This is a genomic window from Actinacidiphila sp. bgisy160 (assembly GCF_057707815.1).
Map to the genome: position 1 here is coordinate 74,217 of NZ_JBYIQW010000003.1, position 22,738 is coordinate 96,954.

Below are 22,738 nucleotides of genomic sequence, written 5' to 3' on the forward strand. Positions count from 1 at the left end.
CTAACCCACGGTGCGGAAGCACGGGGGGCGCACGGGGTCGCATCGCGATCTCCCCGGAGGCCAACGAATCGACGGTCACGGGAACTTGGGCGCGTCGATGTGTCCGCTATGCGCAACGGACCGGTCGCTCACCGTACTTGTCGGTCATGGCCAAGTCAAGACCTGTCTTTTCATGCGTCACTCCGGTGCAATGGCTTCACCCTAGGGAGGTCAATACATCGTGATAAGCCAACGACGGACCATCAGATCCGCCGCTCTGGCCGTGGCGATCGCCGCAATAGGCGCCACCGCCTTCCCCGTCGCGGCAGCCCAGGCCGACTCGCAGGCCAGTCGTGTCGTGCGGCACGACCCGGCGAAGGCGGAGCGTGTCGAGCACGATCTGAAGGGCCCGCTGAGCGAGCGTCAGTCCGCACAGCGCCAGCAGGCGATCGAGCAGGTCATCTCCGGCAAGTCCAAGGTCGAGAACCGCGGCGCCTCGGACGTGGTGAAGCTCGGCCGGAACAAGTACGTCGAGCTCGCGCGCGAGAAGACCGACAAGATCTTCGTGATCCTCGCCGAGTTCGGGGACAAGACCGACCCCGCGTACGGCGGCACGGCCGGTCCCGCGCACAACCAGATAGCCAAGCCCGACCGCGGCAAGGACAACAGCACGGAGTGGCAGGCGGACTACAACCGCCAGCACTTCCAGGACCTGTACTTCTCGAAGGCCAAGGGCACGGAGTCCATGGCCAAGTACTACGAGAGGCAGTCCTCCGGCCGCTACTCGGTCGCCGGCGAGGTCGCCGACTGGGTCAAGGTCGACTGGAACGAGGCCCGGTACGGCAGCAACAAGTGCGACACCTGCACCTGGAACCTCGTCGCGGACGCGGTGAACAAGTGGGTCGACGCGCGCAAGGCCGCCGGTGACAGCGCCGCCACGATCAAGGCGAAGCTGGCCGAGTACGACCAGTGGGACCGCTACGACTACGACGGCGACGGCAACTTCAACGAGCCCGACGGCTACATCGACCACTTCCAGATCGTGCACGCCGGTGAGGACGAGTCCGCCGGCGGCGGCGCGCAGGGCGAGGACGCGATCTGGGCCCACCGCTGGTACGCGTTCGGCACCGACGCCGGGGCCACCGGCCCGGAGGGCAATCTGCTCGGCGGCACCCAGATCGGCGACACCGGCGTCTGGGTCGGCGACTACACCGTCCAGCCGGAGAACGGCGGCCTCGGCGTCTTCGCCCACGAGTTCGGCCACGACCTCGGTCTGCCGGACCACTACGACACCACCAACACCGCCGAGAACTCCACCGGCTTCTGGACGCTGATGTCGTCCGGTTCGTGGCTCGGCACCGGCAAGGACGCCATCGGCGACCTGCCCGGCGACATGACGGCCTGGGACAAGCTGCAGCTGGGCTGGCTGAACTACGCCACCGCCAAGGCCGGCAAGACCTCGGTCAGCACCCTGGGTGTCGCGGAGTACAACACCGCGAAGAAGCAGGGCCTGGTCGTCACGCTCCCGAAGAAGACCGTGACCACCGAGCTGGCGACCCCCGCCGAGGGCGTGAAGCAGTGGTGGAGCAACAAGGGCAACAACCTGAGCAACACGCTCACCCGTGACGTCGACCTCACCGGGAAGACCTCGGCGAGCCTGTCCCTCAAGGCCTGGTACGACATCGAGCGCAGCTACGACTACCTCTACACGGAGGCGTCCACCGACGGCGGCGCGACCTGGACGCCGCTCGACGGCACCATCGGCGGTGCCCCGCTCCCGCGCGACGCCAGCGACAAGCCGGCCCTGACCGGCAGCGCGACCACCTACCAGGACATGGTCGTCCCGCTGGACGCCTACGCGGGCAAGTCGTTCAAGCTGCGCTTCCGCTACCAGACCGACGGCGGACTGGCGATGAAGGGCTTCCTCGCCGACGCGATCACCGTGACCGCGGACGGGACGACCCTGCTCAGCGACGGCGCCGAGGCCGGTGACAACGGCTGGACCGCGAACGGGTTCTCGATCAAGGGCTCCACGTTCTCCGAGGACTACGCGCAGTACTACATCGCGGAGAACCGGCAGTACGTCTCGTACGACAAGACCCTGAAGGTCGGCCCCTACAACTTCGGCTTCGTCGCGCCCAAGGACAACTGGGTCGAGCACTACGCGTACCAGAACGGCCTGCTGATCTGGCTGTGGGACACCTCGCAGGACGACAACAACGTCAGTGAGCACGCAGGTTCCGGCCGGGTCCTGCCGATCGACGCCCACCCCAAGGCGCTGAAGTGGAAGGACGGCACGCTGATGCGCAACCGCGTGCAGTCCTACGACTCCACGTTCACCACGGGCCGGACCGACGCCGTCACCCTGCACAAGGCGGGTGTCGCCACCCGGATCCCGAGCCTGCCCGGCAACCCGGTCTTCGACGACAAGTACTCGTACTGGTCCTCGGAGAATCCCACGGGCAGCGTGAAGGTCAGCCCGACCAACACCCGCATCACGATCCTCCACGAGGCCCGGGACGGCAGCACGGTCACCATCAAGATTGGCCCGTCCAAGAAGTGATGAAGTGATCACGCACCGCGTGAAGTGACCTGATCGGCCCCCGTCCCCTGGTGGACGGGGGCCGATCTGCCGATCATGTGCTTATGGCCAGCGGCGGTTTCACCAGGCTTCCGAGCGGCGTCGTCGTCGTCGCGCTCCGACTGCCCTCGCCCGGCGGGTTCCCGGACGAATACATCAGGGTGCTCGTCGTCGCGGTCAACCGTCAGCGCGCGCTGACCCGGCTGCGGAACCTCGGCTTCCGTACCGTCCGCCTCGTCGGCAACATGGAGCCGCCCACGTCGGACGAGATCAACGCCGTCCTCCACCACCCCGACGGCCTCGTCTGGCGCCGCATCCCCTCGGCCCCGGCCGCCCCCTGGCAGTCCATCGCGGCCCTGCTGGGCCCGACCGTCCGCCGCTGAACCCGGGCACGGCCCGGCCGTCAGGCCTGTTCGCGAACGACCGGCTTCCCGGACAGTTCGGCTCCGGCCGCGCGCAGCTCCTCCAGCGCCCGCTCGGTCGTCGCCGGCATGACGCCCGCCGTCAGGTCGAGCAGCACCCGGGTACGGAAGCCCTCCCGCACGGCGTCCAGCGCGGTCGCCCGTACGCAGTGGTCGGTGGCGATGCCGACCACGTCGACCTCCGCCACGCCGCGCTCGCGCAGCCACTGGGCCAGTCCGGTGCCGTTCTCGTCGGCGCCCTCGAAACCGCTGTACGCGCCCGCGTACGCGCCCTTGTCGAAGACCGCCTCCACCGCGCCGGAGGCGACCGCCGGCGCGAAGTTGGGGTGGAAACCGGCGCCCTCGGTGCCCGCGACGCAGTGCGGGGGCCAGGTGTGGACGAAGTCGGGGTGCTCGGCGAAGTGGCCGCCGGGGGAGACGTGGTGGTCGCGGGTGGCCACGACGTGCCGGTAGCCGGCGGTGGCGTCCCCCACGAGGTCGGTGATGGCGGCGGCGACCTCGGCGCCGCCGGCGACCGGCAGGCTGCCGCCCTCGCAGAAGTCGTTCTGCACGTCCACGACGATCAGTGCGCGGTGCATGGCGGTCGGTCCCTTCCGGTCGCTTCGCTTGTCGACTGTAGTGAGCGGCGCCCCGCCGCGGCAGGGGCCCCGGCAGATCAGTGGGTGATGTACTCGGTGGGCAGCACCGGTTCGCCGCGCGACAGCTGCGTCGCGGACAGCGGCAGCCCGGCGCGTGCCTCGATGTGGCGGGTGCGGGCGGCGTCCAGCGGCTCCCGGTGCACGATCTCGCCGCCCAGCACCAGCGGCACCAGCAGCTGCCGGTCCGCCAGCGGCCCCGGGACCGGCCCGGCGCCGATCACCTCGGCCTCGGCGATCCCGTCGGCGTCCAGCCGCCGGGCCGCCCACTTGCGCCCGCCGACGCTGGTCTTGCCGCCCATGGACTTCTTGGCGACCGGCACCAGGGGCGCGCGGGGATCGTCGGAGGTGGCGCGGGCGACCAGCTTGTAGACCATCGAGCAGGTCGGCTGCCCGCTGCCGGTCACCAGGGACGTGCCGACCCCGTACGCGTCGACCGGCGCCGCGGCCAGCGAGGCGATCGCGTACTCGTCCAGGTCCGAGGTCACCACGATCCGGGTGTTCTTCGCCCCCAGGTCGTCCAGCTGCTGCCGCACCCGGTGGGCGAGCAGCAGCAGGTCCCCGGAGTCGATGCGCACCGCCCCGAGCTCGGGGCCGGCGATCTCCACGGCGGCCCGGACGGCCGAGGCCAAGTCGTAGGTGTCGACCAGCAGCGTGGTGCCGCGGCCGAGGGACTCGACCTGGGCGGTGAAGGCGTCCCGCTCGTCGTCGTGGAGCAGGGTGAAGGCGTGCGCGCTGGTGCCGATGGTCGGCAGGCCGTAGCGGAAGCCGGCGGCGAGGTTGCTGGAGGAGGCGAAGCCCCCGACGTAGGCGGCGCGCGAGGCCGCCACCGCAGCCAGCTCGTGGGTGCGTCGGGCACCCATCTCCATCAGCGGCCGTCCCGAGGCGGCCACGGCCATCCGGGAGGCGGCGGCCGCGATCGCCGAGTCGTGGTTGAGGATCGACAGCACCACCGTCTCCAGCAGCACCGCCTCGGCGAAGGTGCCCTCGACCCGCATGATCGGCGAGCCGGGGAAGTACACCTCGCCCTCGGGGTAGCCGAGGACGTCGCCGCGGAAGCGGTAGCCGGCCAGCCATTCCAGGGTGGGCGCGTCCACCATCCGCTCGCGTTCCAGGAAGGACAGGATGCCGTCGTCGAAGCGGAAGTTCTCCACGGCGTCCAGCACCCGGCCGGTGCCGCACACCACCCCGTACCGGCGCCCCTCGGGGAGCCGGCGGGTGAACACCTCGAACACGCAGCGGCGGTGGGCGGCGCCGCTGCGCAGCGCGGCCTGCAGCATCGTCAGCTCGTACCGGTCGGTGAACAGCGCGGTGGAGGGGACCGTGACGGGCAGCCCCAGGTCTGCAGTGCTCATGTCTGAGGATGCTACCCCCAAATCTCGTCAGAGTGACGATTTCTCGGAGGGCCGGTTTCCCTGTCGGCACGGTGTGGTGACAGCATGGGTCACGTGAGTGTCGCCCCCGCAGAGATCGAACGGACCGAGTCGCGCGAGGCCCCCTTCGAGGTGCCGTCCCCGGACGTTCCCTGGGTGACCGTCGTTCACAACGACCCGGTCAATCTGATGAGCTACGTCACCTACGTCTTCCAGGCGTACTTCGGCTACCCGAAGGACAAGGCCACCAAGCTCATGCTCGACGTGCACCACAAGGGCCGGGCCGTGGTGTCCAGCGGCACGCGCGAGGAGATGGAGCGCGACGTGCAGGCCATGCACGGCTACGGGCTGTGGGCCACTCTGACGCAGGACCGCTGAGGCCGCGAGACCACACCGAGACCACCGAGCCCCTGAGGGACGGCTGATACAGACATGCCCGGGTATTTCCAGACCGCGTCCGGAGGCGGCGCCGCCGTCGCGCTCGACGAGGTCGAGATCTCCATCCTGCGCAGCCTGGCCGTGCAGCTCCTGGAGCTGATCGGCCCCGGCGACGCCACCGTCGGCGGCGAACCGGCCGACCCGCTGGCCGGGCTGTTCGCCGAGGGGCCCACCCGGCCCCCGCAGGACCCGGCGCTCGCCCGGCTCTTCCCGGACGCCTACGAAGAGGAGGCGGACTCCTCGGAGTTCCGCCGCTACACCGAGATCGACCTGCGCGCCCGCAAGCGCGACGACGCGCTCGCCGTCGTCCGCAGCCTCGACGCGCTGACCCCCGGCGGCGACGGGGGAGCGGTGCTGACCCTCGACCCCGAGCAGGCGCGCCAGTGGCTCGGCACCCTCAACGACCTGCGGCTGACCATGGGGACCCGGCTGGAGGTCAGCGAGGACGAGGACAGCGAGCTGTACCGGCTGCCGGACTCCGACCCGCGCAAGCCGCTCGTCATGGCCTACCTCTGGCTCGGGGCGCTCCAGGAGAGCCTCGTGGAGACCCTCATGCCGTGATCCGGAGGGCGTCCATTCGCTCAGACGACGCTCAATTCCGGATAACGATCACGTCACCCGAGCGGACCGCATTCCCATTCGGCGCACCTTTTGTCCGCTTCTCCCTGTGCTGTGTGCCACATTTGCGCTGCGTGCCCGACGCACACCCCGTGATACGAATCCTCGACCACCGGCCGTGACGCCACCCCTGTCGCGGTCGGTCGCGTGGCCGGCCGACCCCGGCGTGCACCTCCACCATCCGGGGGGATCGGAACCCGATCCGGGCCGTTGCGGCCGGACGGGCATGGAGAAAGGCACAGCACCATGACCTCGACGCAGGTCGAACAGTACGAATCCGGCGGCGGCGCCACGGGGACCGCGCCGGAGGAGGGCTACAAGCGCGGACTCACCGCCCGCCAGGTCCAGATGATCGCCATCGGCGGAGCCATCGGCACCGGCCTGTTCTACGGGTCCAGCAAGGGCATCGCCGCCATCGGGCCCAGCCTGATCGCCTGCTACGCGGCCGCCGGCATCGTGATCTTCTTCATCATGCGGGCCCTCGGCGAACTCCTCACCTACCGCCCCACCTCCGGCAGCTTCGCCGACTACGCCCGCGAGTTCTTCGGGCCGTTCGCCGGCTTCGCCACCGGCTGGTCGTACTGGGCCCTGTGGGTCACCGCCTGCATGTCCGAGGTCACCGTCGCGGGCGCCTACATCAACTTCTGGTGGCCGTCGGTCCCGGTCTGGTCCACCGCCGCCGTCGCCCTGGTGGTGCTCTTCGGCGCCAACCTCGTCTCGGTCAAGATCTTCGGCGAGCTGGAGTTCTGGTTCTCCACGATCAAGGTCACCGCGATCGTCGCGATGATCGTCATCGGCGTCGGCATCCTGACCTTCGGCTTCTCCTCCGCAGGCGACACCGCCTCCGTCGCCCACCTGTGGTCCGACGGCGGCTTCGCCCCCAACGGCGCCTGGCAGGCCATGCTCGCCATGCAGGGCGTGATCTTCGCCTACCTCGGTGTCGAGCTGGTCGGCATCACCGCGGGCGAGGCGGAGAACCCCAAGCAGACCCTGCGCAAGGCGATCAACACCCTCCCGGTCCGCATCGGCATCTTCTACGTCGGCACGCTCATCGTCCTGCTGTCGGTCTTCTCCTGGACCAAGTACGACCCGGGAGTGAGCCCCTTCGTCGAGGTCTTCGTCCGGGTCGGCATCCCCGGCGCCGCCGGGATCATGAACTTCGTGGTCCTCACCGCCGCCCTGTCCTCCTGCAACTCCGGCATCTACTCCACCGGCCGCATGCTGCGCGGCCTGGCCGTCAACGGCGAGGCTCCCAAGGCCGTCGCCAGGCTCAGCGACCGGCAACTCCCGCTGCCCGCGCTCGTCATGTCCAGCCTCGTCATGGGCATCGGCGTGATCGTCAACGTCGTCTCCCCGGACAAGGCGTTCGTCTACATCACCTCCGTCGCGACCTGCGCCGGCCTGTGGACCTGGATCATGATCCTCGCTGCGCACCTGCGCTACCGCGCCAAGGTCCGCGCCGGCCTGCTGCCCCCCTCCGACTTCCGGATGCCGGGCGCCCCGGTCACCAACTGGATCGCCATCGTGGCGCTGCTGTCCGTCGTCGTCCTCATGGCGACCGACGCGGACACCCGGCTCGGCCTGTACGTCTGGCTCGTCTGGTCGGCCCTGCTCTGCGCCGGCTATCCGGCACTCAAGCGCCGCACCCCGGCCGACGCGACGCCGGCGCTCGCCCAGGAGTAACCCCGGGACCCCGTCACCCCGTCTCGACAGGTGGCTGCCGTACACCCCGTACGGCGGCCACCATCCTCGCAACGGGTGCCGCGCCGACTCCCCTTTATCCTGACGACCATGCTGACCATCACCCGTGCCCTGCACGACGCGCTCGTCGCCCACGCGCGCGCCGACCACCCGGACGAGGCCTGCGGCGTGATCGCGGGACCGGCCGGCACCGACCGGCCCGAGCGGCACATCCCGATGCTCAACGCGGCCCGCTCGCCCACGTTCTACGAGTTCGACTCCACCGACCTGCTGAAGCTCTACCGCGAACTCGACGACCGCGACGAGGAACCGGTGGTCGTCTACCACTCGCACACCGCCACCGAGGCCTACCCCTCGCGCACCGACATCTCCTACGCCAACGAGCCCGGCGCCCACTACGTGCTGGTCTCCACCGCCGACACCGACGACGCCGGCCCCTTCCAGTTCCGCTCGTTCCGCATCGTGGACGGCGAGGTCACCGAGGAGCCCGTCGAGATCGTCGACTCCTACATCTGAGACGCGACGGTCCGCATCCTGGGACACCCGTCTCTGGGGCCCCGGGGGAATCGATACGATGACCCCATGGTTTCCCACGACGTGAGCGACAAGGCGCCGGGCACGCTGCTCGTGGCGCGGCTGCACGTCGACCTGTGCCGCCTCGCCAGCGCGGCATGTCCGTGCGCCTGAGCACCGTCAGCCCGCGCATCCCCGCCTTCCCGCCGTACTCACGCACCCACTGGAGCCGACGCATGGCCATCGAGGTCCGCATCCCGACCATCCTCCGCACCTACACCGGCGGCGCCAAGGCCGTCGAAGGCAGCGGCAGCACCCTCGGCGAACTCTTCGCCGACCTCGACACCCGCCACACAGGCATCCGCGAGCGCATCGTCGACGGCGGTGAGCTGCGGCGCTTCGTGAACGTCTACCTCAACGACGAGGACGTCCGCTTCCTCGACGGCATCACCACCAAGCTCACCGACGGCGACAGCGTGACGATCCTCCCGGCCGTCGCCGGCGGCAGCGGCCTGCCGGCCGGCCGCGTCGGCGTGCGCTGATGCGGTACGACAGCCCGCTGGCAGCCGTCGGCAACACCCCGCTGGTACGGCTGCCGCGCCTGTCCCCCTCCACCGAGGTCTCCGTCTGGGCCAAGCTGGAGGACCGCAACCCCACGGGCTCGGTCAAGGACCGCCCGGCCCTGCACATGATCGAGCAGGCCGAGCGCGCCGGACGGCTCACCCCCGGCTGCACGATCCTCGAACCCACCTCCGGCAACACCGGCATCTCGCTCGCCATGGCGGCCCGGCTCAAGGGCTACCGCATGGTCTGCGTCATGCCCGAGAACACCTCGTCCGAGCGGCGCGAGCTGCTCACGATGTGGGGCGCCGAGATCATCCCCTCCCCGGCCGCCGGCGGCTCCAACACCGCCGTCCGCGCCGCCAAGGAACTGGCCGAGCAGCACCCCGACTGGGTGATGCTCTACCAGTACGGCAACCCGGACAACGCCGGCGCCCACTACGCCGGCACCGGACCCGAGATCCTCGCCGACCTCCCCTCCGTCACCCACTTCGTCGCCGGTCTCGGTACCACCGGCACCCTCATGGGCGTCGGCCGCTACCTGCGCGAGAAGGTCCCCGGCGTACAGATCGTCGCCGCCGAGCCCCGCTACGACGACCTCGTCTACGGACTGCGCAACCTCGACGAGGGCTTCATCCCCGAGCTGTACGACGAGTCCGTCCTCACCACCCGCTTCTCCGTCGGCTCCGTGGACGCGGTCCGCCGCACCCGCGAACTGCTCCAGCAGGAGGGCATCTTCGCCGGCGTCTCCACCGGAGCCGCCCTGCACGCCGCCCTCGGCGTGGCCCGCAAGGCCGAACGCGCCGGAGAACGCGCCGACATCGTGTTCGTCGTCGCCGACGGCGGCTGGAAGTACCTGTCGACCGGCATCTACACCGCCGAGTCCACCGAGGCGGCCGTCGCCGCCCTGCACGGCCAGCTCTGGGCCTGATCCGCACCCCACGGCGCCCTCGTCCCGTCGGACTTCCGGCGGCGAGGGCGCCGTACTGGTGATTCCGCCCACAACGGGGCTCCGCGAAGGAGCACGCGCACGCCGTGCGCCTTACGCTCAAGAACACATGGCGAGTCGCTCCCGCCCCCTCCCCCCTCCCCCTGCGGAGCGGGGGCGCCGTGGCGCGCCATCGCAAGACCCCCGGAACAATCCACGGAGGTTTCTGCACATGAAGCTCACCGTCGTCGGCTGCTCGGGGTCGTTTCCGTCCGCGGAATCGGCCTGCTCGAGCTACCTCATCGAGGCCGACGGCTTCAGGCTGCTCCTCGACATGGGCAACGGCGCCCTCGGCGAGATGCAGCGCCACTGTGGTCTGTACGACCTCGACGCCATCCTGCTCAGCCATCTGCACGCCGACCACTGCATCGACATGTGCGGGTACTTCGTCGCGCGCTACTACCGGCACGAGGGCGGCCCCGCCCACGCCATCCCCGTCTACGGGCCCGAGGGCACCGAGCGGCGGCTGGCCAGCGCGTACGGGGACGTGCCCGACGAGAAGTGCATGAGCGAGGTCTTCGACTTCCGCACCCTCGAACCCGGCACCTTCCGTCTCGGCCCCTTCACCGTCACCGCGGACGTCGTCAGCCACCCCGTCGAGGCATTCGGCTTCCGTGTCGAGCACGCCGGTCGCGCCATCACCTATTCGGGGGACACCGGCCCCTGCGACGCGCTGCTGAACCTCACCGAGGGCACCGACCTCTTCCTGTGCGAGGCCTCCTTCACGTACGGCAAGGAGGACATCCCCGAGCTGCACCTCAATGGCCGCGAGGCCGGCCAGTACGCGGACCGCGCGGGGGCCGGGCGGCTGGTGCTCACCCACATCCCGCCGTGGACCGACCCGCAGACCGCCCTCGAGCACGCCCGCGAGGTCTACGACGGCCCGGTCGAGGTGGCGAAGGCCGGCGCGGTCTACGAGGTCTGACCGTCCTCACGCCCTCCCCGAGCAGCACGAGGCCCCCGGAACCAGGCGGTTCCGGGGGCTTCGTCGTGTGTCGCGCCGGGCGTTACGCCTTGGCGGCGTCCTCGAGCTCGTCGTCTGGCTCGCGGCCAGGAGTGGGGAGGTTGAACTTGGTGATCGCGAAGCGGAAGACCACGTAGTAGATCACCGCGAACACCAGGCCGATGGGGATGATCAGCCAGGGTTTCGTTGCGAACGTCCAGTTCATGCCGTAGTCGATGGCACCAGCCGAGAACGTGAAGCCGTGATGCACACCGAATCCCCAGGTGATCGCCATGGACAGCGCCGTGAGTACGGCGTGGACGGCGAACAGCAACGGGGCGATGAACATGAACGAGAACTCGATCGGCTCGGTGATGCCGGTCAGGAACGAGGTAAGCGCCAGCGACATCATCATGCCGAGCACGGCTTTCCGGCGCTCGGGCCGGGCGGAGTGTGCGATGGCGAGGGCGGCGGCCGGCAGGCCGAACATCATGATCGGGAAGAAGCCGGACATGAACTGCCCGGCAGTCGGGTCGTGGTCAAAGAAGCGGGTGAGGTCACCGTGGACGACCTCGCCGGCGCTGTTGGTGAAGTCGCCGAGCTGGAACCAGGCCACCGAGTTGACGAACTGGTGCATGCCGATCGGGATCAGCCCTCGGTTGATCAGGCCGAAGAGGCCGGCGCCCACGCTGCCGAGACCGGTCATCCACTCGCCGAAGTCACTGATGACCTCACCGATGGGTTCCCAGACCAGACCGAAGAAGATGCCCACGAGCGTGCCGACGAAGGCCATGATGATGGGCACGAGACGGCGGCCGTTGAAGAAGCCCAGCCAGTCCTTGAGCCGCGTGCGGTGGAACCGCTGCCAGAGGACGGCCGAGAGCAGCCCCATCAAGATGCCGCCGAGGACGCCCGGATTGTTGTAGGTCGCGGGGATGTCCGCGCCTGCCTGGATCTTGGCCTCGGTGACCGGGAAGGCCTTCAGGACGTTGCTGTAGACCAGGAAGCCGACGAGGGCCGCCAGTGCGGTGGAGCCGTCCGCCTTCTTGGCGAAACCGATCGCCACGCCGATGCAGAAGAGCAACGGCAAATTGTCGAAGACCGCGCCGCCGGCCGTTCCGAAGATCTCGACCAGCTTGGTCGGGAAGTGCCACTTCTCGTGCACGTCGGGCTGGCCGAGACGCAGCAGAATGCCCGCCGCCGGCAGGACGGCGATCGGCAGCTGCAGGCTGCGGCCGACCTTCTGCAGGCCCTGGAAAAGGCCGGAGCCCCGCTTCTTCGCTGCGGGGGCCGCCGATGCGGTGGCGGTTGTCATGGGGGGGGTTCCTCCTGGTCTAAACCACCGAGTGGTGTAGACCAGTATTAACATGTAAGCGGCGCGTCAAGGAAAGGCTCCTCCGATGTGGTCTAGACCACACTCCCGAGCGTGGTGCTCTCGCTACGCCCTGACGTTGCCCCGCTCCATCTCCTCCGCGATCTCCTCCGGCTCACGCCCCGGTGTCGCCAGGTCGAACCTGGTGATCACGAAGCGGAAGAGCGTGTAGTACACCGCCGCGAAGACCAGCCCGATCGGGACGATCAACCACGGCTTCGTCGCGAGGTTCCAGTTGATGACGTAGTCGATCAGCCCCGCCGAGAACGTGAAGCCGTCGTGCACCCCCAGGCCCCATGTCACCGCCATGGACACCCCGGTCAGCACCGCGTGGATCGCGTACAGCGCCGGCGCGATGAACAGGAACGAGTACTCGATCGGCTCGGTGATGCCCGTCACGAACGAGGTCAGCGCCACCGACAGCATCAGGCCCCCCACCTCCTTGCGGCGGGCCGGACGGGCGCAGTGCGTGATCGCCAGCGCGGCGGCCGGCAGCGCGAACATCATGATCGGGAAGAACCCGGAGGTGAACTGCCCGGCCGTCGGGTCGCCCTGCAGGAAGCGCGTGATGTCCCCGTGCACCACCGTCCCGTCCGGCTTGGTGAAACTGCCGAACTGGAACCACACGAAGACGTTGAGGAACTGGTGCAGCCCCACCGTCAGCAACGCCCGGTTCGCCACACCGAAGATCCCCGCCCCGTACGAGCCCAGGTCCGTGAGCCACTGACTGAACGCGGTGAGTCCGGAGCCGACCGGCGGCCAGACGAACACGCACAGCACCGCGAAGACGATCCCGACGAACGCCATGATGATCGGTACGAGCCGGCGCCCGTTGAAGAAGCCCAGCCAGTCCACCAGCCTCGTCCGGTGGTAGCGCTGCCAGAAGAACGCGGTCAGCAGCCCGATCACGATGCCGCCGAACACCCCCGGGTTCTGGTACGCCGCCGGAGCCGCCGCTGACGGCGTCCCCGGCGGGATGCACGCCCCGCTGATGGTGCTCGTCGCCAGGAACGCCGTCCCCCGCGGACAGTCCTGCGGGAACTGGTGCAGCACCCCGTAGTAGACGAGGAAACCCGCCACCGCCGCCAGCGCCGTCGAGCCGTCCGCCTTCTTCGCCATGCCGATGGCCACGCCCACCGCGAACAGCAGCGGCAGCCCCAGCGAACCGTCCAGCAGCGCGCCGCCCGCGCCGTTGAACACCTTGGCCACTCCGTCCCAGCCCAGCCCCTCCGGGCCGAAGACGTCGTCCTGCCCCAGCCGGTTCAAGATGCCCGCCGCCGGCAGCACAGCGATCGGCAACTGCAGACTGCGCCCCATCTTCTGCAGCCCCTGGAACAGCACGGAGCCCCACTTCCGGCTCGGACGCGGGGCGGCTGCGGCGGCGTCCGGACCCATGGGACTACCTCCCGGCAGGTAATGTGGTGTAGACCAGTTGCGGCACGGCTGCGTCACCCATGCATCCCCGCAAATACGGTCCACCACTGCATTACGGTGTGAAATCGGACCGAACGGCCGAGACCAACCAGGAGTACAGATGGCCAGCAAGGCAGAGAAGATCGTCGCCGGGCTCGGCGGGCTCGACAACATCGAGGAAGTCGAGGGCTGCATCACCCGTCTCCGCACGGAGGTCAAGGACGCCTCGCTCGTCGACGAGGCCGCGCTCAAGGCCGCCGGAGCCCACGGCGTCGTCAAGATGGGCACCGCCATCCAGGTCGTCATCGGCACCGACGCCGACCCCATCGCCGCCGACATCGAGGACATGATGTGACCCGGCACTGACCGCCGGGCCACCCCACCTCACCCGCAAGGGGCCCGTTCCCGGACCGGCACGGGCCCCGGGCCGCGCTACGACTAGGCTCGACGCCATGTCTCGTATCGACGGCCGCACCCCCGAAGAGCTCCGCCCCGTCACCATCCACCGCGGCTGGAGCAAGCACGCCGAAGGATCCGTCCTCGTCTCCTTCGGCGACACCAAGGTCCTCTGCACCGCCTCCGTCACCGAGGGCGTCCCCCGCTGGCGCAAGGGCAGCGGCGAAGGCTGGGTCACCGCCGAATACGCCATGCTGCCCCGCGCCACCAACACCCGCGGCGACCGCGAGTCCGTCCGCGGCAAGATCGGCGGCCGCACCCACGAGATCAGCCGCCTCATCGGCCGCTCCCTGCGCGCCGTCATCGACTACAAGGCACTCGGCGAGAACACCGTCGTCCTCGACTGCGACGTCCTCCAGGCCGACGGCGGCACCCGCACCGCCGCCATCACCGGCGCCTACGTCGCCCTCGCCGACGCCGTCACCTGGATGCACGGCCGCAAGCTCGTCCGCCCCAAGGCCCAGCCCCTCAGCGGCACCGTCAGCGCCGTCAGCGTCGGCATCATCGACGGCGTCCCCATGCTCGACCTCTGCTACGAGGAGGACGTCCGCGCCGAGACCGACATGAACGTCGTCTGCACCGGCGACGGCCGCTTCGTCGAGGTCCAGGGCACCGCCGAGGGCCAGCCCTTCGACCGCAAGGAACTCAACAGCCTCCTCGACCTCGCCGTCGCCGGCTGCACCGAACTCGACGCGCTCCAGCGCGCCGCCCTCACCGAACTCGAACAGATCACCAAGGGCTGACAAAGAGAAGGTCTGGAAAACGCAACCCGAGGACGGCGCGGTGCGTATGTAAAGGTATGCACCCACGCACCCGCCGCCTCGCAGCGCTCGCCACCGCGGCCGCCCTCGGCACCACCGCCCTCGTCGGCTGCAGCGCCGTGGACGCCGTCGACAAAGCCCTCGACTGCGCCAACGTCGCAACCCAGGTCGCCACCGACGTCCAGAACCTGCAGAACGCCGTCAGCAACGCCGGCAACAGCCCACAGGACGCCGCCAACGCCCTCGACCAGATCGCCGACGACCTCGCCGAACTCGGCGACAAGACCGGCAACGCCGACGTCGACACCGCCGTGGGCGACCTCCAAAAAGCCGTCGAGAACGCACAGAAGGCCGCCGAGAACGGCGAAGTCCCCGACATCACCCCCGTCGCCGACGCCGCATCCGAACTCTCCAAGGTCTGCACCCCCGGCTGACGGGATAATCGGACCATGCCGCACACCCGCCTGGTCCTCGCCACCCGCAACGCCCACAAGGTCGCCGAACTCCACGCCATCCTGGCCGACGCCGGACTCGGCGTGGAGCTCGTCGGCGCCGACGCCTACCCCGAGATCCCCGACGTCCGCGAGACCGGCGTCACCTTCGCGGAGAACGCCCTCCTCAAGGCCCACGCCCTCGCCCAGGCCACCGGCCACCCCGCCGTCGCCGACGACTCCGGCCTCTGCGTCGACGTCCTCGGCGGCGCCCCCGGCATCTTCTCCGCCCGCTGGGCCGGCAAGCACGGCGACGACCGCGCCAACCTCGAGCTCCTCCTCGCCCAGCTCTCCGACATCGACGCCCCCCACCGCGCCGCCCACTTCGCGTGCGCCGCCGCCCTCGCCCTCCCCGACGGCACCGAACGCGTCGTCGAGGGCCGCCTCCTCGGCACGCTGCGCTTCGAGCCCCACGGCGCGGGCGGGTTCGGCTACGACCCGATCCTCCAGCCGCTCGGCGAGTCCCGGACCTGCGCCGAGCTCACCGCGGAGGAGAAGAACGCCATCAGCCACCGCGGTCAGGCCTTCCGGGCGCTGGTGCCGGTGGTGGGGGAACTGCTGGGGTGAGAGCGTTGCGGCCTGCGCACCCAATTCGTGGATTCGCAGGCCGCAAGGGGTGCGGCGGAAGGGATTCGAACCCTCAAGCCCGATCAAGGGCCACAGATCCTAAGTCTGCTGCGTCACCTCTGCGCCACCGCCGCTAGCCGCCACCCATGGTAACGGGTGGCGGCTGCGGAATCGTAGGTGGTTTACCTGACTGCCGGGCGTCTGCCCCCACGGCACCAGGTGTCGGTGACGGCATGACAGTTCGGACACAACAGCCGCAGATTCTCCGCTCGGTCGTCCAGCGGGTCGCCGTTGATATGATCCACTTCCAGCGTCATCGGCCTGCCGAGCCAGCGCTCGCCGGTGCCGCATTGTGCGCACTGGGACGGCACGCCGATCTCGGCGAGGGCCCTTCGCAGGAGTACCGCTTTGGTGCGGTAGCCGTCGCTGCGCGCGACGAGGATGGCGGCTGCGGGCTTCCTGCCCCTGGTGCTGTTCCGGTTGCCGTGTGCCTGCCCGAGGAAGTGCCCGGTATCCAGTCCGTCCTCGGCCAGCCAAGCACGGAACAGCGCGCGGGTGCGCGTGTTGTCGGGCCTGCTCAGTCGACGGAGGGTCTCGGCCACCGACACGGAAAGCGCCACGGCCTCGCGGAGTTCTGTGGGCGTGGGTCGAGGGCGCTTGCGGCCTGCGCCGTAAGTGAGCCCGCGGAAATGGGAGATGTCGATGCCGAAGTCACCGAACCGCTTGTACAGGTAGCGGTGCAGCTTTTCGTAGGGAACCCTGTCGAGAAACGCCACGACCTCCTTCATGGAATGGCATCGAGCCGCCGCTTCCTCGAGCAGTTCGCGGGTGTACGGGGTCCCGGCGCTCACTGGGTGGTGCTCCGGTCGTGCCGCTTGCCCCGGCCCCGGTACGTATCGGTCGTCGCGTGGCAGTTCGGGCACAGCAGACGGAGATTGCGGAGGCGGTTGTCCCGCCAGTTGCCGTCGATGTGGTCGACCTCCAAGGGCAGCGGCCGGCCGCACCACACGGGCTCCGTACCGCAGAGCGCGCAGCACTCGGCGACGCCCTTCGCCAGCAGCGCGCTCTTGAGCCGGTCACTGTGAACGCGACGGGCCGTCCCTGCTTCCTGCCTGACCAGGAGTTCGTCATGCGACCGTCGGCCCTTGCTTCGCGCTCTGGTCACGAAATGCGAGATGTCGATGCCGAACCCGCGGATGCGTCGACTGATGTGCGTGTGCTGGCCGCCGACGGCGTCCACCCCCAGGTGGCTGAGTACCTCATACATGTTTGTCGACGCGGCGACCGCCTCGGTGAGCAGTTCGCGTGTCCAACGACCGCCTTCTCGTTCGAAATGCGATGTGTCCACGTGCAACCGTCTCATCCGCTCACGGAGGTAGCCCCTGGTCGGGCTCTTCGGGTCCAGCCCGAGCTTGATCATCGCCTCGGTGAGCGTACGCGACGACGCGACGGCGTCGGACAAGAGATCGCGGGTGTAGGGGCTTGCGCGCACTGATTTCCCCCGTGCGGTCGTGTGTTGCACTTTCGCACGCTTTAACGACGCACTTGTACGACGGTTACGCCGTCCGGATGCGGCGAGGGCGCCCGGCGTGTCGTGCCGGGCGCCCTTCGGCGGGGGGTTGGGGGGCTACGCGTCCTTGAGGACCTGGCGCTGGTGGCCGAGCCCGTCGATCTCGAGCTCGACGACGTCGCCGGCCCGGAGGTAGGGCTTGGGCTCGGGGCGGCCGAGGGCGACGCCGGCCGGGGTGCCGGTGTTGATGACGTCGCCGGGGTAGAGCGTCATGAACTGGCTGACGTAGCGGACGACTTCGGCGACCGGGAAGATCTGCTCGGCGGTGCTGCCGTCCTGCTTGAGGTCGCCGTTGACCCACAGCCGCAGGCCCAGCGCCTGGGGGTCGGGGACCTCGTCGGCGGTGACGAGCCAGGGGCCGAGGGGGTTGAAGGTCTCGCAGTTCTTGCCCTTGTCCCATTGGCCGCCGCGCTCGATCTGGAAGGCGCGTTCGGAGACGTCGTGGGAGACGGCGTAGCCGGCCACGGCGGCGAGGGCCTCCGATTCGCCGGCCGCGTAGCGCAGTTCGGCGCCGATGACGACGGCGAGTTCGACCTCCCAGTCGGTCTTGAGGCTGCCGCGGGGGACGAGGACGGTGTCGTCGGGGCCGACGACGGTGTCGGGGGCCTTCATGAAGAGGATGGGCTCGTCGGGGACGGCGGCGCCGGTCTCGCGGGCGTGGTCGTGGTAGTTGAGGCCGATGCAGACGATCTTGCCGATGCGGCTGAGCGGCGGGCCGACGCGCAGGTCGTCGGGGTCGAGGGCGGGGAGGGTGCCGTCGGCGGCCGCGGCGCGGATGCGGGCGAGGGTGTCCGCGTCGGCGAGCAGGGGGCCGTCGATGTCGGGGGTGAGGGAGGACAGGTCGCGCAGGGTGCCGTCCTGGTCGAGCAGGGCCGGGCGTTCGGCTCCGGCGGGGCCGACTCGCAGCAGCTTCACAAGACTCTCCGGGTGTGGTCGGGGGTGGTGGTCATGTCGGTGGTCGTGTCCGGGGTCATGTCCGATGGGGGCGGTCATCGGAGGTCTTGGTTGATCCTCCAGCCGCGGGGGCGGCGTCCGCAACCCCTTGCCCACGGCGTGGCCTGTGCAGATAGGCGCGTTCGGCGACGGTCCAGGCGGCGGAGGTGGCGATGTAGAGCCCGGCGGCCGGGGGGACGACGGCGGCGGTGACCAGGGTGCCGAAGGAGAGCAGCGGGAGGTGCTTGGCGAGGCCCTGGGCGTCGGGGGAGGCCTTGCGGGCGCGGCGGTAGGACCAGTAGGCGACGGCGGCGACCACGACGAGGATCGCGACGTGCAGGGCGCCGGTCCGGTCGTCGGCGATCCGGGCGGTGGAGGAGGCGTGGTAGAGCACGAAGAAGGCGGGCAGTTGGAGGAGGGTCGGGAGCATGCCGGCGAAGGGGGAGGCGCCCTGCTGGGTGTAGAGGCCGTTGAGGGCGCGCTGGAGTTCCTGGGGGTCGCGTGCGTGCTTGCGGCGCAGTTCGGCGACGCGTGGGGCGAGTGCGGTGCGGGCCTTCTCGCCGCGGGCGGCGGCGCGGGCGAGGGGGTGGAGGGCGAGTCGTACCAGGAGGGTGACGAGGACGATCGCGGCGGCGGGTGCGGCGGCGCGTCCGGTGAGGGGGGCGAGGTTGTCGGTGAGGGTGAGCAGGGCGTGCGTGAACACGGACATGGGGGTGGGACCCTCCGCGGGTGTCGTCGTGCCGGTCGGTCGGGTGGGCGCGGCGTGACGGGGCGCGGTGGGGCAGCGGGTGCCGTGTGGTGCGGTGGCGGTGGCGTTGCCCCTAGGCGGCCGTCGGGAGGGGGCGGCCGGGAGCCCTGGGGCGTGGGCGGCCGGAGGCGTCGGGGTCGCGCTGGGGGAGGAAGGCGGTGCGGCGTTCCCGGTCGCGCAGCGCGGTGCGGACGCGTCCGCGGGGTACGGAGGGTGCGGTGGCCGAGAGGCGGAGGGCGCTGCCGAGCAGGAGGGCGAGCGTGGCGGTGGTCGCGGCGGCGGCGACGGTGGTGGTGAGGCCGCTGTGGGTGAGCAGGAGGCCTGTGAGGAGGAGCAGGAGGGCGGCGCCGTGCACGCGTGCGGCTGCGGCGGTGCTTCGCATCATGGGGACTCCTCCTTCCGTTCGTTCCGCAGGGGATGACGTACGGGGGGTCGGCGTGGTTCCGCTGCGGCGAGTCGCCCCAGTGGTGTGGGTGATGTGGTGGCCGGGTCCGGTCATGTGGCGGCGGGGGTGGACGGTGTTGCGGGCGTCGGCGCCGCCGGCTGCGGGGTCGGCTCCTGGGTGCGGTGCCGCCGGCTGGTGCGGATTCATCCGATGTCTTGGGGGTGGGGGTGTCGGAGGGGCCGGTGTGGTCCCGTTGCCGCTCCAGGGTGGTGACCCGGTGCGCGCCGCCGCCTGGGCCACGTGACGGGACGGCGCCGAGGGCGAGGGCGGTTTCGCCGGGGCCCGGCAGCGCGCGTCCCTGCCGGCGTGGCGGAACGTGGGGCGGGTGGCCATGCCGGCCGGGCAGGTGACGTGGCGTCAGTTTCCTGGTTCCGTGGCCTCCCCGCTTCACGCCACCGCCCCGCTACCCCGTCAGAAGCCGTGACACGGTGTAGATGACCAGCCCCGCCAGGGAGCCGACGACGGTGCCGTTGATCCGGATGAACTGCAGGTCCCTGCCGACGTTCGCCTCGATCTTGCGGGTGGTCTGCTCGGGGTCCCACCCGGCGATGGTGTCGGTGATCAGCGCGGTGATCTCGTCGCGGTAGGTGGTGACCACGTACGTGGCGGCGTCCTCCAGCCAGCCGTCGATCTTGGCGGTGAGCCGGGGGTCCTCGGTCATCCGCGCGCCCAGCGACAGCAGCGAGGCCCGGGCCCGCAGCCGCAGTTCGCTGCGCTCGTCCTCGGCGGCGGCGACGATCATGCCGCGGACCGAGCCCCACGCGGACTCGATGAGGTCCTGGACCTCGTCGCGGGCGATCAGGTCCTTCTTGAGCCGTTCGACGCGGGTCCGGGTGTCGGGGTCGGACTGCAGTTCACGGGCGAAGTCGGCCAGGAAGCGGTCGATGGCGCCGCGGGCGGGGTGCTCGGGCATGTCCCGCATCTCGGCGGTGAAGCGCACGAGTTCCTTGTAGACGCGTTCGCCGACCCGGCGGTCCACGAAGCGCGGGGTCCAGCCGGGGGCGCCCTCCTGGACGGCGTGCATCACCGAGTCGGAGTGCTCGACCAGCCAGTCGTGCGCCCGGACGCAGACCAGGTCGACCACTCGCCGGTGCCCGCCGTCGGCGACGACGCGCTCCAGCATCTTCCCGATCCCCGGGGCGATCTCCTGGGCGTCGGCGCGCCGGGTGATGGCCTCGCCGACCACCGCCTGGACGTCGGAGTCGCGCAGCACGGTCAGGGCGCCGCGCAGGGCGGCGGCGCCCTGTTCGGTGACGCGGTCGGCGTGGTCGGGGTGTTCCAGCCAGGCGCCGAGCCGCCGGGCGATGCCGACCTTGCGCAGCCGGGTGCGGACGACCTGCGGGGACAGGAAGTTCTCGCCGACGAAGTCGCCGAGGGTGCGGCCGAGCGCGTCCTTCTTGGTGGGGATGATCGCGGTGTGCGGGATGGGCAGGCCGAGCGGTCTGCGGAAGAGCGCGGTCACCGCGAACCAGTCGGCGAGGGCGCCGACCATGCCCGCCTCGGCGGCGGCCGCGACGTAGCCGGACCACGCGCCGACCCCCGCCGACTCGGCCCACTTGGCCAGCCCGTACACGGCTGTTGCCACCAGCAGCAGGCCGGTGGCGATCACCTTCATGCGTCGTACGCCGCGCCGCCTGCCCTCGTCGGCGGGGCTGTACGAGAACGCCGGAGTCGGGTCTTGGTCCGATCCGGTCACCGCAGCCGTTTCCATCCGCCGCATCCACTCCTTCCGCGTATCGTCCACACCACACTCTTCGAGTGGAACGAACAACGAGTTCCCGGCGTCCGACAATGCAGACGGGCAGGCCCGACGCCTCCATGGGATCATGGCGGCAGCGGATCGCGCCGGTTTCCCGCCCTTTGATCCCAGGAGTGAAGCGCCGCATGGCCAGATCGACGGGTTATGCACTGCTCGCCGGAATTGTCGCGCTGGTCGCGGTTCTCTCCGCCGCGATCTTCGTCACCGCCGGCCGCGGCGACTCCTCCGGCCGTTCCGGGAGGCCCGCGGTGGCGGCCGGACTGCCCGGTGTCCCCAACCAGGCCGCGCCCGCGGCGTCCGGTTCTTGGGTGGGCACCTGGTCGGCATCCCCGGTCGGGGGCGAGCCGAACGTGCCCAAGGGCTACGCGGGGTGGTCGATCCGCAACGTGGTGCACACCAGTGTCGGCGGCACCTCGGTGCGCATCCACCTCTCCAACCTCTTCGGCCGGACGCCGCTGCTGATCGGCCGGGCGACGGTCGCCGTCGCGGCGGCCGAGGGGTCGCCGGCCGCGGCGCGCGGCACGATGCGGTCGCTGACCTTCGGCGGGCGGACGCAGGTGCGGATCCCCGCGGGCGGCGGCGTCGTCAGCGATCCCGTGCAACTGGCCGTGCCGCAGGCGGCGGACCTCCTGGTGACGACGTACACGCCGCAGGCCTCGGGCCCGGTGACGTACCACCCGCGGGCGCGGCAGACCTCGTTCATGGCGCTCGGCGAGCGCACCGCGCGGACCGACGGCGCCGCTTACACCGCGCGGACCCCCTACTGGCGCTATGTGACGGGGGTGGACGTCTTCACGCGGCAGGCGGCCGGGTCGGTGGTGCTGTTCGGTGACTCGATCACCGACGGCATCACCTCCACGTCCGGCGCGAACCACCGCTGGCCGGACCGCCTGGCGGCGCGGCTGCGCGGCTCCGGTGACCGGGGATTGCGGCTCGGCGTCCTCAATCAGGGGATCAGCGGCAACCGGGTGCTGCGCGACGGCGAGAACGGCGGCAATCCCAGCGGCCTGAGCCGCCTCGAGCGCGACGCGCTCTCCCAGACCGGCGTCCGCACGCTCGTCGTCGAGCTGGGCATCAATGACGTGATCAGGCCGCCGCAGCGGACCGGTGCGCGCGAGATCCTCTCCGGGTTGCGGGAGATCGTGGCGCGCGGCCACGAGCGCGGGCTGCGGGTGCTGGGCGCCACGCTGATGCCCAGCGGGGGCCATGCGGGCTTCAACGCGCACACCGAGGCGGTGCGGCAGCAGGTGAACGCCGCGATCCGGGCGGGCACGGTGTACGACGACGTGATCGACTTCGACCGGGCGCTGCGCGACCCGCGCCGTCCCTCCGCGCTGCTGCCCGCCTACGACTCCGGCGACCATCTGCACCCCAGTGACGCCGGCTACCTGCGCATGGCGGAGACTGTGCGGTTGTCGCTGCTCAAGGGCGGCGCGGCGGCCAAGGTGTGACGAGTACGGACGGACGGCGA

Annotated in this window: 25 protein-coding genes and 1 tRNA gene; 15 read left to right on the plus strand and 11 right to left on the minus strand. The window is 70.4% G+C overall.

Annotated features, from left to right (window positions below):
- Positions 1–220 precede the first annotated feature (220 nt).
- Both AC3EUJ_RS04775 and AC3EUJ_RS04780 read left to right on the plus strand, forming a co-directional pair.
- Positions 221–2,542 (plus strand): immune inhibitor A domain-containing protein, encoded by a 2,322-nt coding sequence (locus AC3EUJ_RS04775; RefSeq protein ID WP_431959657.1) that lies wholly within the window; start codon positions 221–223, stop codon positions 2,540–2,542.
- 83 nt (positions 2,543–2,625) lie between these two features.
- The gene (locus AC3EUJ_RS04780; RefSeq protein WP_431959658.1) at positions 2,626–2,943 is read left to right on the plus strand and encodes a hypothetical protein; all 318 of its coding nucleotides are present in this window, start codon (positions 2,626–2,628) and stop codon (positions 2,941–2,943) included.
- A 20-nt stretch (positions 2,944–2,963) separates the two neighbouring features.
- Here the strand turns inward: AC3EUJ_RS04780 and AC3EUJ_RS04785 are convergent, their stop codons facing one another.
- Both AC3EUJ_RS04785 and AC3EUJ_RS04790 read right to left on the minus strand, forming a co-directional pair.
- Entirely contained in the window at positions 2,964–3,560 is a 597-nt protein-coding gene (locus AC3EUJ_RS04785; protein WP_431959659.1) for an isochorismatase family protein, read from the minus strand.
- 77 nt (positions 3,561–3,637) lie between these two features.
- Entirely contained in the window at positions 3,638–4,972 is a 1,335-nt protein-coding gene (locus AC3EUJ_RS04790; protein ID WP_431959661.1) for a nicotinate phosphoribosyltransferase, read from the minus strand.
- Between the two features lie 84 nt (positions 4,973–5,056).
- Between AC3EUJ_RS04790 and clpS the strand changes: the two genes are divergently transcribed.
- The 8 genes from clpS (at position 5,057) to AC3EUJ_RS04830 (ending at position 10,734) form a co-directional block, all read left to right on the plus strand.
- A complete protein-coding gene (clpS, locus tag AC3EUJ_RS04795; protein WP_431959662.1) occupies positions 5,057–5,368 on the plus strand; it encodes an ATP-dependent Clp protease adapter ClpS in 312 nt (103 codons plus the stop codon).
- 54 nt (positions 5,369–5,422) lie between these two features.
- A complete protein-coding gene (locus AC3EUJ_RS04800) occupies positions 5,423–5,989 on the plus strand; it encodes a DUF2017 domain-containing protein (RefSeq protein WP_431959663.1) in 567 nt (188 codons plus the stop codon).
- A gap of 303 nt (positions 5,990–6,292) precedes the next feature.
- A complete protein-coding gene (locus tag AC3EUJ_RS04805; RefSeq protein WP_431959664.1) occupies positions 6,293–7,729 on the plus strand; it encodes an amino acid permease in 1,437 nt (478 codons plus the stop codon).
- A 108-nt stretch (positions 7,730–7,837) separates the two neighbouring features.
- On the plus strand, positions 7,838–8,263 hold the full coding sequence (locus AC3EUJ_RS04810) for a M67 family metallopeptidase (RefSeq protein ID WP_431959666.1): 426 nt from the start codon (positions 7,838–7,840) through the stop codon (positions 8,261–8,263).
- A 66-nt stretch (positions 8,264–8,329) separates the two neighbouring features.
- Positions 8,330–8,434: a putative leader peptide gene (locus AC3EUJ_RS04815; protein WP_431959667.1), complete on the plus strand. Its 105-nt coding sequence runs from the start codon at positions 8,330–8,332 to the stop codon at positions 8,432–8,434.
- Positions 8,435–8,496: 62 nt separating this feature from the next.
- Entirely contained in the window at positions 8,497–8,802 is a 306-nt protein-coding gene (locus tag AC3EUJ_RS04820; RefSeq protein ID WP_431959826.1) for a MoaD/ThiS family protein, read from the plus strand.
- Positions 8,802–9,752: a PLP-dependent cysteine synthase family protein gene (locus tag AC3EUJ_RS04825; protein ID WP_431959668.1), complete on the plus strand. Its 951-nt coding sequence runs from the start codon at positions 8,802–8,804 to the stop codon at positions 9,750–9,752. The genes AC3EUJ_RS04820 and AC3EUJ_RS04825 overlap by 1 nt, the downstream gene beginning before the upstream one ends.
- A gap of 229 nt (positions 9,753–9,981) precedes the next feature.
- Positions 9,982–10,734 carry an MBL fold metallo-hydrolase gene (locus tag AC3EUJ_RS04830; RefSeq protein ID WP_431959669.1) on the plus strand — a complete coding sequence of 251 codons (753 nt, stop codon included), beginning with the start codon at positions 9,982–9,984 and terminating at the stop codon, positions 10,732–10,734.
- A gap of 82 nt (positions 10,735–10,816) precedes the next feature.
- Here the strand turns inward: AC3EUJ_RS04830 and AC3EUJ_RS04835 are convergent, their stop codons facing one another.
- Positions 10,817–12,067 carry a PTS transporter subunit EIIC gene (locus AC3EUJ_RS04835; protein ID WP_431959670.1) on the minus strand — a complete coding sequence of 417 codons (1,251 nt, stop codon included), beginning with the start codon at positions 12,065–12,067 and terminating at the stop codon, positions 10,817–10,819.
- Between the two features lie 123 nt (positions 12,068–12,190).
- Positions 12,191–13,519: a PTS transporter subunit EIIC gene (locus AC3EUJ_RS04840; RefSeq protein WP_431959671.1), complete on the minus strand. Its 1,329-nt coding sequence runs from the start codon at positions 13,517–13,519 to the stop codon at positions 12,191–12,193.
- 139 nt (positions 13,520–13,658) lie between these two features.
- On the opposite strand from AC3EUJ_RS04840, the gene AC3EUJ_RS04845 reads away from it, so the two are divergent.
- From AC3EUJ_RS04845 to rdgB, 4 genes are all read left to right on the plus strand, one after another.
- Complete coding sequence (locus AC3EUJ_RS04845) at positions 13,659–13,892, plus strand: PTS sugar transporter subunit IIB (protein WP_018564026.1); 234 nt, start codon at positions 13,659–13,661, stop codon at positions 13,890–13,892.
- Between the two features lie 97 nt (positions 13,893–13,989).
- A complete protein-coding gene (rph, locus tag AC3EUJ_RS04850; protein ID WP_431959672.1) occupies positions 13,990–14,736 on the plus strand; it encodes a ribonuclease PH in 747 nt (248 codons plus the stop codon).
- Between the two features lie 56 nt (positions 14,737–14,792).
- A complete protein-coding gene (locus tag AC3EUJ_RS04855; RefSeq protein ID WP_431959673.1) occupies positions 14,793–15,188 on the plus strand; it encodes a hypothetical protein in 396 nt (131 codons plus the stop codon).
- Between the two features lie 15 nt (positions 15,189–15,203).
- Complete coding sequence (gene rdgB, locus AC3EUJ_RS04860) at positions 15,204–15,812, plus strand: RdgB/HAM1 family non-canonical purine NTP pyrophosphatase (protein WP_431959675.1); 609 nt, start codon at positions 15,204–15,206, stop codon at positions 15,810–15,812.
- A 50-nt stretch (positions 15,813–15,862) separates the two neighbouring features.
- On the opposite strand, the gene AC3EUJ_RS04865 is transcribed toward rdgB, so the two are convergent.
- The 7 genes from AC3EUJ_RS04865 to AC3EUJ_RS04895 all read right to left on the minus strand — a co-directional run bounded on the left by AC3EUJ_RS04865 (position 15,863) and on the right by AC3EUJ_RS04895 (position 21,219).
- Positions 15,863–15,946: transfer RNA gene (locus AC3EUJ_RS04865), tRNA-Leu, on the minus strand.
- Positions 15,947–15,994: 48 nt separating this feature from the next.
- Positions 15,995–16,663 (minus strand): HNH endonuclease, encoded by a 669-nt coding sequence (locus AC3EUJ_RS04870; protein WP_431959676.1) that lies wholly within the window; start codon positions 16,661–16,663, stop codon positions 15,995–15,997.
- Positions 16,660–17,304: an HNH endonuclease signature motif containing protein gene (locus tag AC3EUJ_RS04875; protein ID WP_431959827.1), complete on the minus strand. Its 645-nt coding sequence runs from the start codon at positions 17,302–17,304 to the stop codon at positions 16,660–16,662. The genes AC3EUJ_RS04870 and AC3EUJ_RS04875 overlap by 4 nt, the downstream gene beginning before the upstream one ends.
- A 135-nt stretch (positions 17,305–17,439) precedes the next feature.
- Positions 17,440–18,297: a fumarylacetoacetate hydrolase family protein gene (locus AC3EUJ_RS04880; protein ID WP_431959677.1), complete on the minus strand. Its 858-nt coding sequence runs from the start codon at positions 18,295–18,297 to the stop codon at positions 17,440–17,442.
- Positions 18,298–18,352: 55 nt separating this feature from the next.
- A complete protein-coding gene (locus AC3EUJ_RS04885) occupies positions 18,353–19,024 on the minus strand; it encodes a YidC/Oxa1 family membrane protein insertase (RefSeq protein ID WP_431959678.1) in 672 nt (223 codons plus the stop codon).
- A gap of 112 nt (positions 19,025–19,136) precedes the next feature.
- Positions 19,137–19,448 (minus strand): DUF6412 domain-containing protein, encoded by a 312-nt coding sequence (locus tag AC3EUJ_RS04890; RefSeq protein WP_431959679.1) that lies wholly within the window; start codon positions 19,446–19,448, stop codon positions 19,137–19,139.
- Between the two features lie 463 nt (positions 19,449–19,911).
- On the minus strand, positions 19,912–21,219 hold the full coding sequence (locus tag AC3EUJ_RS04895) for a DUF445 domain-containing protein (RefSeq protein ID WP_488180941.1): 1,308 nt from the start codon (positions 21,217–21,219) through the stop codon (positions 19,912–19,914).
- A 173-nt stretch (positions 21,220–21,392) separates the two neighbouring features.
- Between AC3EUJ_RS04895 and AC3EUJ_RS04900 the strand changes: the two genes are divergently transcribed.
- Entirely contained in the window at positions 21,393–22,718 is a 1,326-nt protein-coding gene (locus tag AC3EUJ_RS04900; protein WP_431959680.1) for an SGNH/GDSL hydrolase family protein, read from the plus strand.
- The last annotated feature ends 20 nt before the right edge of the window (positions 22,719–22,738 follow it).

Coding starts and splice junctions, on each gene's coding strand:
- AC3EUJ_RS04845 (WP_018564026.1), top strand. CDS start 13,659: ATGGCCAGCAAGGCAGAGAAGATCGTCGCCGGGCTCGGCGGGCTCGAC.
- AC3EUJ_RS04790 (WP_431959661.1), bottom strand. CDS start 4,972: ATGAGCACTGCAGACCTGGGGCTGCCCGTCACGGTCCCCTCCACCGCG.
- AC3EUJ_RS04815 (WP_431959667.1), top strand. CDS start 8,330: ATGGTTTCCCACGACGTGAGCGACAAGGCGCCGGGCACGCTGCTCGTG.
- clpS (WP_431959662.1), top strand. CDS start 5,057: ATGGGTCACGTGAGTGTCGCCCCCGCAGAGATCGAACGGACCGAGTCG.
- AC3EUJ_RS04825 (WP_431959668.1), top strand. CDS start 8,802: ATGCGGTACGACAGCCCGCTGGCAGCCGTCGGCAACACCCCGCTGGTA.
- AC3EUJ_RS04800 (WP_431959663.1), top strand. CDS start 5,423: ATGCCCGGGTATTTCCAGACCGCGTCCGGAGGCGGCGCCGCCGTCGCG.
- AC3EUJ_RS04785 (WP_431959659.1), bottom strand. CDS start 3,560: ATGCACCGCGCACTGATCGTCGTGGACGTGCAGAACGACTTCTGCGAG.
- rph (WP_431959672.1), top strand. CDS start 13,990: ATGTCTCGTATCGACGGCCGCACCCCCGAAGAGCTCCGCCCCGTCACC.
- AC3EUJ_RS04900 (WP_431959680.1), top strand. CDS start 21,393: ATGGCCAGATCGACGGGTTATGCACTGCTCGCCGGAATTGTCGCGCTG.
- AC3EUJ_RS04805 (WP_431959664.1), top strand. CDS start 6,293: ATGACCTCGACGCAGGTCGAACAGTACGAATCCGGCGGCGGCGCCACG.
- AC3EUJ_RS04820 (WP_431959826.1), top strand. CDS start 8,497: ATGGCCATCGAGGTCCGCATCCCGACCATCCTCCGCACCTACACCGGC.
- AC3EUJ_RS04890 (WP_431959679.1), bottom strand. CDS start 19,448: ATGATGCGAAGCACCGCCGCAGCCGCACGCGTGCACGGCGCCGCCCTC.
- AC3EUJ_RS04830 (WP_431959669.1), top strand. CDS start 9,982: ATGAAGCTCACCGTCGTCGGCTGCTCGGGGTCGTTTCCGTCCGCGGAA.
- AC3EUJ_RS04840 (WP_431959671.1), bottom strand. CDS start 13,519: ATGGGTCCGGACGCCGCCGCAGCCGCCCCGCGTCCGAGCCGGAAGTGG.
- AC3EUJ_RS04810 (WP_431959666.1), top strand. CDS start 7,838: ATGCTGACCATCACCCGTGCCCTGCACGACGCGCTCGTCGCCCACGCG.
- AC3EUJ_RS04885 (WP_431959678.1), bottom strand. CDS start 19,024: ATGTCCGTGTTCACGCACGCCCTGCTCACCCTCACCGACAACCTCGCC.
- AC3EUJ_RS04780 (WP_431959658.1), top strand. CDS start 2,626: ATGGCCAGCGGCGGTTTCACCAGGCTTCCGAGCGGCGTCGTCGTCGTC.
- AC3EUJ_RS04855 (WP_431959673.1), top strand. CDS start 14,793: ATGCACCCACGCACCCGCCGCCTCGCAGCGCTCGCCACCGCGGCCGCC.
- AC3EUJ_RS04895 (WP_488180941.1), bottom strand. CDS start 21,219: ATGGAAACGGCTGCGGTGACCGGATCGGACCAAGACCCGACTCCGGCG.
- AC3EUJ_RS04835 (WP_431959670.1), bottom strand. CDS start 12,067: ATGACAACCGCCACCGCATCGGCGGCCCCCGCAGCGAAGAAGCGGGGC.
- rdgB (WP_431959675.1), top strand. CDS start 15,204: ATGCCGCACACCCGCCTGGTCCTCGCCACCCGCAACGCCCACAAGGTC.